Origin of the sequence: Agrobacterium leguminum, assembly GCF_005144435.2 — a bacterium.
Classification (GTDB): Bacteria; Pseudomonadota; Alphaproteobacteria; order Rhizobiales; family Rhizobiaceae; genus Agrobacterium; species Agrobacterium leguminum.
The window spans coordinates 851,993-865,731 of record NZ_CP120211.1; the positions used below are offsets into that span (position 1 = coordinate 851,993).

General features: G+C 59.5%; 13 protein-coding genes. 8 read left to right on the top strand and 5 right to left on the bottom strand.

Annotated elements, in window-relative coordinates; genetic code table 11:
- Positions 1-10: 10 nt before the first annotated feature.
- Entirely contained in the window at positions 11-1,201 is a 1,191-nt protein-coding gene (locus tag CFBP4996_RS04175; protein ID WP_003520791.1) for an aq_1923 C-terminal domain, read from the bottom strand.
- Between the two features lie 229 nt (positions 1,202-1,430).
- On the opposite strand from CFBP4996_RS04175, the gene parC reads away from it, so the two are divergent.
- Positions 1,431-3,683: a DNA topoisomerase IV subunit A gene (gene parC / locus CFBP4996_RS04180; RefSeq protein WP_080852276.1), complete on the top strand. Its 2,253-nt coding sequence runs from the start codon at positions 1,431-1,433 to the stop codon at positions 3,681-3,683.
- A 74-nt stretch (positions 3,684-3,757) separates the two neighbouring features.
- On the opposite strand, the gene CFBP4996_RS04185 is transcribed toward parC, so the two are convergent.
- The 4 genes from CFBP4996_RS04185 to hemB all read right to left on the bottom strand — a co-directional run bounded on the left by CFBP4996_RS04185 (position 3,758) and on the right by hemB (position 6,570).
- Positions 3,758-4,003 (bottom strand): AbrB/MazE/SpoVT family DNA-binding domain-containing protein, encoded by a 246-nt coding sequence (locus CFBP4996_RS04185; protein ID WP_080852274.1) that lies wholly within the window; start codon positions 4,001-4,003, stop codon positions 3,758-3,760.
- 60 nt (positions 4,004-4,063) lie between these two features.
- Positions 4,064-4,822 (bottom strand): arginyltransferase, encoded by a 759-nt coding sequence (locus CFBP4996_RS04190; protein ID WP_080852273.1) that lies wholly within the window; start codon positions 4,820-4,822, stop codon positions 4,064-4,066.
- Positions 4,823-5,000: 178 nt separating this feature from the next.
- Positions 5,001-5,459, bottom strand: a complete 459-nt coding sequence (locus tag CFBP4996_RS04195) for an RDD family protein (protein WP_035217820.1) — start codon at positions 5,457-5,459, stop codon at positions 5,001-5,003.
- Positions 5,460-5,556: 97 nt separating this feature from the next.
- On the bottom strand, positions 5,557-6,570 hold the full coding sequence (hemB, locus tag CFBP4996_RS04200; protein ID WP_080853186.1) for a porphobilinogen synthase: 1,014 nt from the start codon (positions 6,568-6,570) through the stop codon (positions 5,557-5,559).
- Between the two features lie 174 nt (positions 6,571-6,744).
- On the opposite strand from hemB, the gene CFBP4996_RS04205 reads away from it, so the two are divergent.
- The 7 genes from CFBP4996_RS04205 to CFBP4996_RS04235 all read left to right on the top strand — a co-directional run bounded on the left by CFBP4996_RS04205 (position 6,745) and on the right by CFBP4996_RS04235 (position 13,462).
- Complete coding sequence (locus tag CFBP4996_RS04205; protein ID WP_003496683.1) at positions 6,745-7,182, top strand: DUF6163 family protein; 438 nt, start codon at positions 6,745-6,747, stop codon at positions 7,180-7,182.
- A gap of 234 nt (positions 7,183-7,416) precedes the next feature.
- Positions 7,417-7,926: a transcriptional regulator LdtR gene (gene ldtR, locus CFBP4996_RS04210; RefSeq protein WP_026363448.1), complete on the top strand. Its 510-nt coding sequence runs from the start codon at positions 7,417-7,419 to the stop codon at positions 7,924-7,926.
- A 366-nt stretch (positions 7,927-8,292) separates the two neighbouring features.
- Complete coding sequence (locus CFBP4996_RS04215; protein WP_003520799.1) at positions 8,293-9,624, top strand: L,D-transpeptidase family protein; 1,332 nt, start codon at positions 8,293-8,295, stop codon at positions 9,622-9,624.
- A 196-nt stretch (positions 9,625-9,820) separates the two neighbouring features.
- Positions 9,821-11,110, top strand: a complete 1,290-nt coding sequence (gene glyA / locus CFBP4996_RS04220; protein ID WP_020809946.1) for a serine hydroxymethyltransferase — start codon at positions 9,821-9,823, stop codon at positions 11,108-11,110.
- A gap of 14 nt (positions 11,111-11,124) precedes the next feature.
- The gene (gene nrdR / locus CFBP4996_RS04225) at positions 11,125-11,604 is read left to right on the top strand and encodes a transcriptional regulator NrdR (protein ID WP_003496675.1); all 480 of its coding nucleotides are present in this window, start codon (positions 11,125-11,127) and stop codon (positions 11,602-11,604) included.
- A gap of 2 nt (positions 11,605-11,606) precedes the next feature.
- The gene (gene ribD / locus CFBP4996_RS04230; RefSeq protein WP_080852271.1) at positions 11,607-12,851 is read left to right on the top strand and encodes a bifunctional diaminohydroxyphosphoribosylaminopyrimidine deaminase/5-amino-6-(5-phosphoribosylamino)uracil reductase RibD; all 1,245 of its coding nucleotides are present in this window, start codon (positions 11,607-11,609) and stop codon (positions 12,849-12,851) included.
- A complete protein-coding gene (locus tag CFBP4996_RS04235; RefSeq protein WP_059752541.1) occupies positions 12,851-13,462 on the top strand; it encodes a riboflavin synthase in 612 nt (203 codons plus the stop codon). The genes ribD and CFBP4996_RS04235 overlap by 1 nt, the downstream gene beginning before the upstream one ends.
- Positions 13,463-13,739: the final 277 nt, after the last annotated feature.

Here is a 13,739-nt window from a genome sequence, read left to right on the forward strand (position 1 = left end):
TTTTTTAGTTTTATTCGTTTGCCGTCACCGTGACGCCGAGCATTTTCGGCAGGGTGTTCGGCGCGCCCATGGCAGCGCCCATAATCATCGGGAACGGAACCGGCTTTTCCGGCTCCGCCGTGATCGAGAAGTTCTTCGGATTGTCGACATAGGCGTTGACGGCCGCCGACACCATGTTCTGCAGTTCCGGCACATTGAGCGAGGCCATCATGATCGGCGCCATGCCCTTGATGGTCTGGGCAAGCTGATCGCCCGTCATGCCCTGCTGGCTTGCCGCATAGTCGATGGCGCGCTTGGTGATGCTGGCGTCTTCGAAGCTGATTTCAGCGTTGATGAAGGAGAGCTGCTGCATCAGGCCGAGCATGGCAAGGCTTGCCGCCTGGTCCGCCTGTTCCTTGTTCGGATTGGCGGCCTGCGCCTTCACCGTCTCCTGCATCGACTTGATGAAGGCGAGCGTGTAGCCGGAGAAACCGAACGACATGTTCAGGCGGCCGACATCATCGAGGTCGATGGCGTATTCTTCAACATCGATAGTACCGGAGGCCACTTCCCAGCTGCCGCTCATGGTCATGTCGCCGGAGAGCGCCTGCAGCTTCAGCTTTTCGATCGCGTCCTTGGTCGCAGGATCGGTCACTTCGCTGAGATCGGCCTTGAAACCGGAAGCGTCGAGTTCGAAGCCGATAGAGTTCTTGTCATCGCTGACCGACATTGTCGCGCTGGTTTCCTCAAGCGAGAAAGCCGGCTTGCCGTCGATGGAAACGGAAACCGGACCGCTATGTGCTTCGTCATAGAACATCAGCGCATCGACGGTGCCGGTGGTGGAGTCTGCGGGAATGACGAGACCGGACATGTAAATGTCGCTCGCCTTGATTTCCACATTTTCCTGTTTGTAGTCGATATTGTCGAAGCGGGCGTTCTTGATCTTGTAGCCGCCGTTGTTTTCCTCGACGCCTTCGAGCGTCACATTACCGACCGGGATCTTCTTGGCCGGATCGGCGACGGCGTTGAAGGTCACGCTGTTCAGGGTCACCGTCGAGCCGTTGACGGCGACGGAGCCGGCCGCGATCTCGCCGCCTTGTGCGGCATAGGCCGCATTGATCTTCTTCAGCACATCCCCGCCATCCAGCGCGAAAGCCGGCGCCGAAAGCGTAAGAAGCGCGGCGCTCGCGAAAAGAACCTGCCGGGTGGATTTCAGTCTCATGATGTTTCTTCCCTCAACGTACGGCTGTGTACCGTGTTCGAATTCGAATGCTGATACTTATATTCGCGATTATTCAAAGGTCTATAGGATTTAGATCGATTCCCATGACGGCGGCATTGCGGCATTTGCAACGCGGTTAACAAAAAATCGCATGAAAGGGTTGCGTTCATCCACAGGCGCGACCCCCGAATTTCTTGCCGGGAATCGGCATTTCCGCTAGTCAAGCACCATGGGAAAAAATCTTGTACCTCCGTCCGGCGGAGACGATAACATTCATCCGGTCGATTTGAAGGCGGCGCTTGAAGAGCGCTACCTCGCTTACGCCTTGTCCACGATCATGCATCGTGCGCTGCCGGATGTGCGCGACGGCCTGAAGCCGGTTCACCGCCGCATCATTCACGCCATGAGCGAAATGGGCATCCGCCCCAACTCGGCCTTCAAGAAATGCGCCCGTATCGTCGGTGACGTGATCGGTAAATTCCACCCGCATGGCGATCAGTCTGTCTATGATGCGCTGGTACGTCTCGCGCAGGATTTCTCGCAGCGTTATCCGATCGTCGACGGGCAGGGCAATTTCGGCAATATCGATGGCGACGGCGCCGCCGCCTATCGTTACACCGAAGCGCGCATGACCGAGGTTGCGGCGTTGCTGCTCGAGGGCATCGGCGAGGATGCGGTGGATTTCCGCGCCACCTATAACGAGGAAGACGAGGAACCGGTCGTCCTGCCGGGCGCATTCCCCAATCTGCTCGCCAACGGCGCCTCCGGTATTGCGGTGGGCATGGCGACCTCTATCCCGCCGCACAACGCCCATGAACTTTGCGACGCGGCGCTTCATCTCATCAAGCATCCCGATGCGACGGTTGAAAAGCTGGTGGAATTCATTCCCGGCCCCGACCTGCCGACCGGCGGTGTGATCGTTGAGAGCCGCGAGAATATTCTCGATGCCTATAAGACCGGCCGTGGCGGTTTCCGCGTGCGCGCCAAATGGGAAATGGAAGATCTCGGCCGCGGCGGTTATCAGATCGTCATCACCGAAATTCCCTTCCAGGTGCAGAAATCGCGCCTGATCGAGAAGATCGCCGAGCTGCTGATTGCCCGCAAGCTGCCGCTTCTGGAGGATATTCGCGATGAATCGGCCGAAGACGTGCGCATCGTGCTGGTGCCGAAGAGCCGCACCGTCGATGCGACGCTGCTGATGGAATCGCTGTTCCGCCTGTCCGACCTCGAAAGCCGCCTGCCGCTTAACATGAACGTGCTGTCGCTCGGCAAGGTGCCGAAGGTGATGGCGCTGAACGAGGTGCTGAGCGAGTGGCTGGCGCACCGCAAGGACGTCCTGGTCCGCCGTTCCCGCCACCGTCTGGCGGCCATCGACCGCAGGCTGGAAATTCTGGGCGGCCTGCTTGTCGCCTATCTCAATCTCGATGAGGTCATCCGCATCATCCGCGAGGAGGATGAGCCGAAACAGGTGATGATGGCCAAGTGGTCGCTCACCGACAATCAGGCCGAAGCCATCCTCAACATGCGGCTGCGCAACCTGCGCAAGCTCGAGGAATTCGAAATCCGCAAGGAGTTCGACGACCTCAGCAACGAAAAGGCCGAGATCGAGGCGCTGCTCGCTTCCGATGACAAGCAATGGCAGACCGTCGCCTGGGAAATCGGCGAGGTCAAAAAGAAATATGCCAAGGCAACCGAGATCGGTCGCCGCCGCACGCAGTTCGCCGATGCGCCGGATGCCGATATCGAGGCCATCCAGCAGGCGATGATCGAAAAGGAACCGGTCACCATCGTCATCTCGCAGAAGGGCTGGATCCGGGCGCTGAAGGGGCATATGTCCGATACCTCGTCGCTCACCTTCAAGGAAGGCGACGGCCCGAAACTCGCTTTCCCGGCGCAGACGACCGACAAGCTGCTGCTGCTGACGACGGGCGGCAAGGCCTATACGCTCGGCGCTGACAAGCTGCCGGGCGGTCGTGGCCATGGCGAGCCGATCCGCATCATGGTCGATATGGAGAACGATCAGGACATCCTGACCGCTTTCGTGCACGATCCATCCCGCAAGCTGCTGCTCGTCTCCACGGCCGGCAACGGTTTTATCGTACCCGAGAGTGAAATGGTCGCTAATACCCGCAAGGGCAAGCAGATCATGAATGTCTCGATGCCCGATGAAGCCAAGCTCGCCGTGCCGGTCACGGGCGACCATGTCGCCGTCGTCGGCGAAAACCGCAAGCTCCTGGCCTTCCCGCTGGCGCAGGTGCCGGAAATGTCGCGCGGCAAGGGTGTGCGCCTGCAGCGCTACAAGGATGGTGGCGTCGTCGACGTCAAATGTTTCGCGCTTGCCGAAGGCTTGTCTTGGTCCGACACGGCCGGGCGTCTCTTCAACAAGGTGGGTGAAGAACTGCGCGAATGGCTGGCCGACCGCGCAACGGCAGGCCGCACCGTGCCGAAGGGCTTTCCGCGCAGCGGGAAGTTTGGCGGCTGATATTTGAACGTCGTCCCGGGGCTGTCCCGGGACGTTTTCAATCTCATGTGTTTGGCAATCAAACCACCGAGTGCTTATGACTTCGCGAGCGCTTTTAAAGCAACGTGGTACTTGCGCATCGCTTGCCGTGCATGTTCCAGCTGACGATCAAAGTCACCTGTTGCTTCTTCGTTCGGGCTCTCAGCAGTTCGCAACTCAAGTACGTTGCCGTCAGTTCTTGAACTGAGAACGTCGCCAATCTTCCAGCCAAGCCGTTCAAGCATATCCTTCGGGATGACAACGCCTGCCTCTTCACCGAACTCGCAAATGGTTGCTTTCATCTGAAATACTCCAAGTTTGATTGGAGTTTAGCATGCGATTTTGACGGTTGGACCAGCCCGTTACTTTTCTTCCGGCGTATAAACCTCCCACCCGCGCGGCGTCAGATGCTCTTGCGGATGGTAGCGGGTTTTGTAGCCCATCTTTTCCGAACCATCGACCCAGTAGCCGAGATAGACATGCGGCAAGCCAAGGGCGCGGGTGCGGGTGATGTGATCGATGATCATGAAGGTGCCGAGCGAGCGTTTTTCCAGATCGGGATTGAAGAAGGAATAGACCATCGACAGGCCGTCGCTCATCACATCACTGAGCGCCACGGCCAGAAGTTCGCCGCGCTTGCTGGAATCGATGCCGGAGCCGGGCTCGCGCACACGGTATTCGATGATGCGGGTGTTCACATGCGTGTCTTCCACCATGATCGCATAGTCCAGCGCCGACATGTCGGACATGCCGCCGGACTGATGGCGGTGGTCGAGGTAGCGGCGAAACAGGGCGAATTGTTCGGTGGAAGGCTCGGCGGCGTGAACGGTGGCCACGACATCCTTGTTGGCGGCAAGAACACGCCGCATGGATTTCGTCGGCTGGAACTGTTCGGTCAGGATGCGCACGGAGACGCAGGCGCGGCAGTTTTCGCAGGCCGGGCGATAGGCGATGTTCTGCGAGCGCCTGAAACCGCCCTGGGTCAGAAGATCGTTCATTTCCGAAGCGCGCGGGCCGACCAGATGGGTGAAGACCTTCCGCTCCATCTGGTTCGGCAGATAGGGGCAGGTGGCCGGCGCCGTAAGATAGAATTGGGGAGAGGGCGTCGCCTGCGTGTTCATCGAACCGTGATCGCCTCCTGCGTCTGTTATGAAAGCGCGCCGCGATTTCACGGGGTTGGCGGCGACGCTTCAAGCGACATGCATAATGTCACAGAATGGCAAAATGCCGGAAAACGTCAACTGCGAGATGCGGCATTTGCGGGGTTTGAAAGCCACGTTTGCGTGGCTTTCCGCAATATCAGCGCGTTCTGACGATGACGGTGCCTAGCAGGAAGTCGTGAACGAGGCGCGAACGCTCGGTAAACAGGCCTGCAAGCAGGATCAGCGGCGTCAAAACCGAGTTGATGACCCAGAAAAGCACGATGTGAACGGTCGACAGCAGGAAATCGATTCGCCGTCCGTCCATCCGCGCCATGGCGATCCCCATCGCCCGCATGCCGGGGGTGGCCTGCGAGGGGCCGCCGAGCGTCATGCCGAAATAAAGCACGGCAACGATGACGAACAGCGCCGGATAGAGGAAGAAGCCGAGGCCAAGAGTAATCACGCCAAGAAAGAAGACGATCACCGCCGCTGGAATGCACAGCAGGAGAACGATCGCATAATCGATCAGGAATGCGAAGACACGCCGGCTCAGGACGCCGCTATAGGCGCGCCAGTCATCCGGTGCGGCATAGGTGGGGTTCTGGTCGAGGCTCATCGGTCGTTTTCTCCTGAGAAGGCATGACAGCGCGGCATGAGTGCCGTGTCAGCAGACAATATGGGAAGAAAACGACCGAATACAATAAGTGCGGGTCTTAGCCCTTTGCCAGTTTACGTGCGGCCTCGATAGCGAAATAGGTGAGAACGCCATCGCAACCGGCACGCTTGAAACAGAGAAGCGTTTCCATCATCACGCGTTCGCCATCGATCCAGCCGTTCATCGCGGCTGCCTTGATCTGGGTATATTCGCCGGACACCTGATAGGCGAAGGTCGGCAGGCCGAAATTCTCCTTCAGCCGCCAGCAGATGTCGAGATAGGGCAGGCCGGGCTTGACCATCAGCATATCCGCACCTTCCTCCACGTCGAGAGCGGCATCGCGGATCGCCTCCATGCCATTTGCGGGGCTGATGTAATAGCTGTTCTTGTCGCCCTTCAGCAGGCCGGCCGTGGAAATGGCCTCGCGATAGGGGCCGTAGTAACCGGAAGCGAATTTCGTCGCATAGGACATGATGCCGACATTCTGGTGTCCGGCGGCATCGAGGCCGCGACGGATGGCGCCGATCCGGCCATCCATCATTTCCGATGGAGAAATAATGTCCGATCCGGCTTCCGCCTGCAGGATCGCCGCCTTGACGATCTGTTCTACCGTCTCGTCATTGACGATCTCGTCGCCGCGCAGAATGCCGTCATGGCCGTGGCTGGTGAAGGGATCGAGCGCGACATCGGTGATCATGCCGATATTGGGAACGGCTTTCTTGACGGCGATGGTTGCCTGATTGATGAGATTATTCGCCTCGAGCGCGTTGGAACCGGTTTCGTCGCGCAGCTCCATTTCGATGTTCGGGAAGGTCGCGATTGCCGGAATGCCGAGATCGGCGGCCTCTTTCGCGGCTTCCACCAGTTTGTCGACGCTCATGCGGTTGACGCCCGGCATCGCCGGAATGGGATCGAGAATATTGCTGCCCGGCACGATGAAGACCGGCCAGATGAGATCGTCGACGGTGAGGCGGCTTTCCTGCACCAGACGGCGCGTCCAATCCGCCTTGCGATTGCGCCGCATGCGACGATGGCCGGTGATCTCGTCGACCAGATGCGTTTTGTCCTGCATGTAAGAATGTCCTTCGATCAAATTTGGAAAGCTGCATAGCATGAAGCTTGGCCCATGCGAATGCGACAATCTTCCCTCATCGGCGTCCTGCGATGACGATGATGCTTTGACAAGGCGGGCGGCGGGATTCAATATGGGCTGGTCGCCCGTTCGTCGAGACCGTATCTTCCTGCCATGGAACCTGATTCTCAACCTCTGCCGAAACGCCCGCTTACGGAAATCCTCTTTCTGGTCTTCATGAGGCTGGTCGCGGTTTCCTGTTTCTGGTTCGGCCTGCAATATTGGGCGATGCTGACGGGCTATTCGCTTGGGGGCCATGGGCGGTTCGATATGCTGAACCTGCCCTGGCGCGTGGCCGGCAGCGCGCTGGCCGTTATTTTCCCTGTCGCAGCACTCGGCCTCTGGCTCGGGGCCTCTTGGGGCGCGGTCATGTGGGTTATGGGCGCGGGTGCGCAGATCGCCATGTATAAGGTGTGGCCGCATATCTTCGGCGCCAACACACTCGTACCCGTCATGCACGGCCTCGTGGCAACCATTTATATACTATTCCTGGTCGCTTTCTGGCTGGATCAGCGCCAGAATGAAGAACGCGCAAGAATTGATTTACCATAAGAATAAAGCAATTCGGCCTGATTTTGGGCCGCATTTAATAGCTAAGTCATTGATTTATAATACATGACCTTGGGCCATTCCCGCTTCGCCACAAGTTGGGCCCTCCGGGGAAAATGCAGGTAACCATTTGTTAATCGTAGCTTTTAAGTAGAATTTTATGCGCATTGATTAGGTTCTCACTCAAGGCGGGAGACAAACAAACACACCGCCAAACAAAACAGTGAGGCAGTCATGATCAATAGCAAAGTTAAGCCCCAGGCCGTTGTTGCCGATGCACATGAAGATACCATCCGCTCGCTCTACATGGAGTCGCTGCACCTGGTGGAACGTCTCCACCGCCGCCTCCTCGATGTCATCAAGGATGAGTTCGACCGTCAGGGTCGCGATGACGTCAACGCCGTTCAGGCCCTGCTGCTGTTCAACATCGGCAATTCCGAACTGACGGCCGGCGAGCTTCGTTCCCGCGGTTATTACCTCGGCTCTAACGTCTCCTACAACGTCAAGAAGCTGGTCGATCTCGGCCTCATCAACCACCAGCGCTCGCGTGTCGACCGCCGTTCGGTCCGCATCAGCCTGACGGAAAAGGGCCAGGAAATCGCCGAAACGGTTGCCCGTCTTTATGAACGCCACGTCGGTTCGATCGAAAAGGTTGGCGGCATCGGCACCGGCGAGTTCTCCGAAATGAACAAGCTGCTGCAGCGCCTCGATCGCTTCTGGAACGACTCGATCGCTTACCGCCTGTAGTATCGCGACGGTTTCACTGTTTAAGCCGGGAGCATCCTTTTGCTCCCGGCTTGCGGATTCCGCGTTGTGCGTTTTTGCGTGTCAAGCCCAGCCCTTCTTCGAGCCTTCGCCCTGTTTCTCAGGCGAACAAAGCTTCGTGAGATGAGAGCCGTGACACGAATCGGCCATATTGATATGGGACCGGCAAGGTTGAAGGAGCCGGCTGTTTCTCCTGCTGTCGCGGCAAGTCCCGACTGTTCTGCCAGACAATGGCGCCCAATGGATGGGTGTCGAGTATTACCAGCCGGCAGACACGTTGTACGTGTTTGTTAATCATATTGATTTAGGCATTGTTGAGAATGCCGAAGAGAGTGGCTGGTAGGTAGAATGACAAAGAAATCCGTTTCCGATTCCGTATCGCGCCGCGCGCTTCTGCGTTCGGCCGTTTCCGTTGGCGCCGCCGCGCTTGCCGCGCCGGCCTTTGCGCAGAACGCGCTCAACGATCTCATGGGCTCTTCGCGCCGCGGCAACTGGGATGACCAGTTCGACGCCAATACGTCGCGTTCGGCCGTGGGCGTCGTTTCCAACAATCCGGTTCTCGGACGCGAAGCGCCGGTCTACATGCAGCAGGCGATCATGCAATATCAGCAGATCGTACAGAATGGCGGCTGGCCGGAAGTGCCGGCGTCCCAGCAGCGTCTCCAGATCGGCGTCTCCGATCCTTCCGTACAGGCGCTTCGCCAGCGACTGATGGTGTCCGGCGACCTGCCGCGTGAAGCCGGCATTTCCAGCGCCTTCGATAGTTACGTCGATGGCGCGTTGAAGCGTTTCCAGGCTCGCCACGGCCTTCCGGCCGATGGCGTCAGCGGCGAATACACCACGAAGGCGCTTAATGTTTCCGCGCAGATCCGTCTGGCGCAGCTGCAGACCAACCTCGTTCGCATCCAGTCCATGTCCGGCGATCTCGGCCAGCGTCACCTGATGGTGAATATCCCGGCCGCCGCCATCGAAGCCGTTGAAAATGAACGCGTCGTGCTGCGCAACACGGCCGTCGTCGGCCGCGCCAGCCGCCCGACTCATGTGATCAATTCCAAGATTTACGAGGTCATCCTCAACCCCTACTGGACCGCGCCGCGCTCGATCGTCGAAAAGGACATCGTGCCGCTGATGCAGAAGGATCCGACCTATCTGGAGCGGAACAACATCCGCCTCATCGACGGCAAGGGGCAGGAAGTTTCGCCAACCGCAGTCGATTGGTTCGCGCCGAAGGCTCCGAACCTGATGTTCCGTCAGGACCCCGGCAAGATCAACGCCATGTCGTCGACGAAGATCAACTTCCACAATCCGAACAACGAATATATGCACGACACGCCGCAGCAGGGCCTGTTCAACAAGCTGATGCGTTTCGAATCCTCCGGCTGCGTGCGCGTGCAGAACGTGCGCGACCTGACGAGCTGGCTGCTGCGCGACACGCCCGGCTGGTCGCGTCAGGAAATGGAGCGCGTCATCGCCACCCGCGTCAACACGCCGATCAAGCTGGCGCAGGAAATCCCGGTCTATTTCGTCTACATCACCGCGTGGTCGGCGAAGGACGGCGTGGTGCAGTTCCGCGACGACATCTATGAAAAGGACGGCAACGCCGAACTGGCGCTCAACACCACGAGCGGCATGGAACAGCCCGCCGGCCCGGTGGATGACGATCTGTTGCCGCGCAACTGATCCGGCTTACCGCCATTTCATTCCATCACCATGAGCCGCACCTTCGGGTGCGGCTTTTTTCTTGGCGATTTTCTGAAAACATCTGTCGTTTTTTGTCGCAACGTCGCAGTTTGACGGGCAAATCTCGCTGCCCGTATTGCTCTTGTCGGGGCAGGGCGCTAAGACGCCATCGCATTACTGTTTCAGGAGCCTCACCATGTCGAACACAGATGCTTTCTTCTCCCGTCCGCTTGCCGATGTCGATCCGGAAATTTTCGGCGCGATCGAGAAGGAACTGGGTCGCCAGCGCCACGAGATCGAACTGATCGCCTCGGAAAACATCGTTTCCCGCGCCGTGCTCGAAGCGCAGGGTTCGATCATGACCAACAAATATGCGGAAGGTTATCCGGGCAAGCGTTATTACGGCGGCTGCCAGTTCGTCGACATCGCTGAAGAACTCGCCATCGAACGCGCCAAGAAGCTGTTCGGCGTCAACTTCGCGAACGTGCAGCCGAATTCCGGTTCGCAGATGAACCAGGCCGTGTTCCTCGCGCTCCTGCAGCCGGGTGATACCTTCATGGGCCTCGATCTGAACTCGGGCGGCCACCTGACGCATGGTTCGCCGGTCAACATGTCCGGCAAGTGGTTTAACGTCGTCTCCTACGGCGTGCGTGAAGGCGACAATCTGCTCGACATGGACGAGGTGGAGCGTAAGGCCAAGGAACACAAGCCGAAGCTCATTCTCGCCGGCGGCACCGCCTATTCGCGCGTCTGGGACTGGAAGCGCTTCCGCGAGATCGCCGATGAAGTCGGCGCCTACCTGATGGTCGACATGGCGCACATCGCGGGTCTCGTCGCCGGTGGCCAGCATCCGTCGCCGTTCCCGCACTGCCATGTCGCCACCACCACCACGCACAAATCGCTGCGCGGCCCGCGCGGCGGCATGATCCTCACCAATGACGAGGATCTGGCCAAGAAGTTCAATTCGGCCGTCTTCCCCGGTCTGCAGGGCGGCCCGCTGATGCACGTCATCGCCGCCAAGGCCGTCGCCTTCGGTGAAGCGCTGAAGCCCGAGTTCAAGGACTATGCCGCTCAGGTCGTCAAGAACGCCAAGGCGCTGGCCGAAACGCTGGTCGAAGGCGGTCTGGATGTTGTCTCCGGCGGCACCGACAACCACCTGATGCTGGTCGATCTTCGCAAGAAGAACGCCACCGGTAAGCGCGCGGAAGCAGCTCTTGGCCGCGCCTACATCACCTGCAACAAGAACGGCATTCCTTTCGATCCGGAAAAGCCCTTCGTCACCTCCGGTGTCCGTCTCGGCACGCCGGCCGGTACGACGCGCGGTTTCAAGGAAGCGGAATTCCGCGAAATCGGCAAGCTGATCGTCGAGGTTCTCGATGGCCTGAAGGTTGCCAATTCGGATGAGGGCAACGCCGCCGTCGAGGCTGCGGTGCGTGAAAAGGTCGTCGGCCTGACGGACCGTTTCCCCATGTATCCGTACATGTAAAAGAAAGGACGAAGATGCGCTGCCCTTTTTGCGGTTCTGAAGACACGCAGGTCAAGGACTCGCGTCCGGCGGAGGACAATACCTCCATCCGCCGGCGGCGCATCTGCCCCGATTGCGGCGGCCGCTTCACGACCTATGAGCGCGTGCAACTGCGCGAGCTGATGGTCATCAAGAAAAGCGGCCGCAAGCTGCCTTTCGACCGGGAAAAGCTGGTGCGATCCTTCGAGATCGCGCTGCGCAAGCGCCCGGTCGATCGCGACCGGATCGAGCGCGCCGTCTCCGGCATCGTCCGCCGCCTGGAAAGTTCGGGCGAGACGGAAATTCCCTCGGAAGAAATCGGCCTGCAGGTTCTCGAAGCGCTGAAGAGCCTCGATGACGTGGCCTTCGTGCGTTACGCCTCGGTCTATCGCGATTTCAGCCATGCCGAGGATTTCGAGAACGTCATTGCCGAAATCAACGCCAAGATCGCCCGCGATACGGACGCCGGAGTCTAGCCGTGACCACCCGTGCCGATGACGAAAGATTCATGGCCCGGGCAATCGAGGTTTCGCTTCGCCATCAGGGCCAGACGCTTACCAATCCCTCCGTCGGCTGCGTGCTCGTCAAGGACGGGAAAATCATCGCCGAAGCCGTGACCGCCATTGGCGGCCGCCCCCATGCCGAACGGCAGGCGCTGGAAATCGCCGGCGAGGCGGCGCGCGGCGCGACCGCCTATGTGACGCTCGAACCCTGTTCCCACTGGGGCAAGACCCCGCCCTGCGCCAATGCCCTGGTGGAATACGGCGTCGCCCGCGTCGTGGTTGCGGTGGATGATCCGGACGAGCGCGTTTCCGGCCGCGGCTATACGATTTTACGGGATGCCGGTATTGTCGTGGAAACCGGCCTGTTGCGGGATGAGGGTAAGAGGGCGCTGGCCGGTTACCTCATGCGTCAGGTGAAAAAACGCCCGCATGTGATTCTGAAGCTTGCCGTTTCCGCCGATGGCATGATCGGCAGGAAAGGCGAGGGGCAGGTGGCGATTACCGGTCCCGAGGCGCGCCATGCCGTGCATGAACTTCGGGCGCGTTGCGATTGCATTCTTGTGGGGATTGGCACGGCGATTGCTGATGATCCTGAATTGACGGTGCGTATTGCCGGCATGGAGCAGCGTTCCCCGGTGCGGATCGTGCTGGATCGGCATTTTGAATTACCGTTGACATCGAAGCTGGTGAAGACAGCGCGGGAGGTGCCGTTGATCGTTGCGGCGATACCCCCCTCTGCCCTGCCGGGCATCTCCCCCTCGAGGGGGGAGATCGATGGAGCGCCGCTTCGCCCCGCATCGGCGGCCGGAGAGGGCGAGCCGGAGGCGCAATTTGAACGAGCGGACAGCCCCTTGCCGATCTCCCCCCTTGAGGGGGAGATGCCCGGCAGGGCAGAGGGGGGTAACCGCGACCACCGACGCCAACTTCTCACCGACGCCGGCGTCCAGATCCTCGAAGCCCCAACACTTAAAAACCTCCTCCACATCCTCGCCGAAAGCGGCATGTCGGAACTTCTGGTCGAAGGCGGCGCCTTTGCCGCAAAATCATTCCTTGAAGCAGGATTGGTGGACCGTATCATGCTGTTCGAAAGCCCGGTCGTGATCGGTGAGGGCGGCATTGAAACGCCGCTCAAACGTGCCGATATTCCGGGTGACTATGCTCTGGTCAGCGAGACCGCCTATGGGCGGGATCGTTGCTTCGATTATGAAAGGCCGATTTGATGTTTACCGGAATTGTCACCGACGTCGGAACCGTTTCCGAGCTCGAAGCTCTGGCCGAAGGCGTGCGTCTGCGGGTGGCGACCAATTACGATCCCAAGACCATCGATATGGGCGCATCGATCTCCCATGGCGGCGTTTGCCTGACGGTGACGAGACTGCCGGAAGACGGCAGCAACGAGCGCTGGTACGAGGTCGAGGCATGGGAAGAGGCGCTGCGCCTGACGACGATTGCCGGCTGGCAAAAGGGCACCCACGTCAATCTGGAGCGGGCGCTCAAGATCGGCGATGAGCTTGGCGGCCACATCGTTTCCGGCCATGTCGATGGCAGGGCGGAAATCCTTTCGGTGGAGCCGGAAGGCGAGGCGGTGCGCATTCGCCTGCGTGCGCCGGAGCATCTGGCGAAATTCGTGGCGCCCAAGGGTTCCGTGGCGCTCGACGGCACTTCGCTGACCGTCAACGCCGTCGAAGGCACGGATTTCGACGTGCTGCTGATCCGCCACACGCTGACCGTCACCACATGGGGCGAACGCCAGCCGGGTGATTTCGTCAATTTCGAAGTCGATACCATGGCGCGTTATGCCGCAAGGCTTGCGGAGTTTCCCTCAGCGTAATGTGACGATGCTTTGGAGAGGATGACGCACCGACGCTTCCTCCGTCATTCCGGCCCTGAGCCGGAATCCAGCCAGCCCAAGTCTTTGGGCTGAAAGAACTTTTCCCGCCGTACAGACGCGCGTCGACTGGATTCCGGCTCAAGGCCGGAATGACGGAAAGGGGAGTGGCCAACACCTGAAATCGCGGCATATTGCAATTGTTCTCAAGCACCCGCTTCCGATGAAGCTGGAAACGCTATAAGACTTTTTAGGCCGTTTGATATCGACTGCGAGCCAA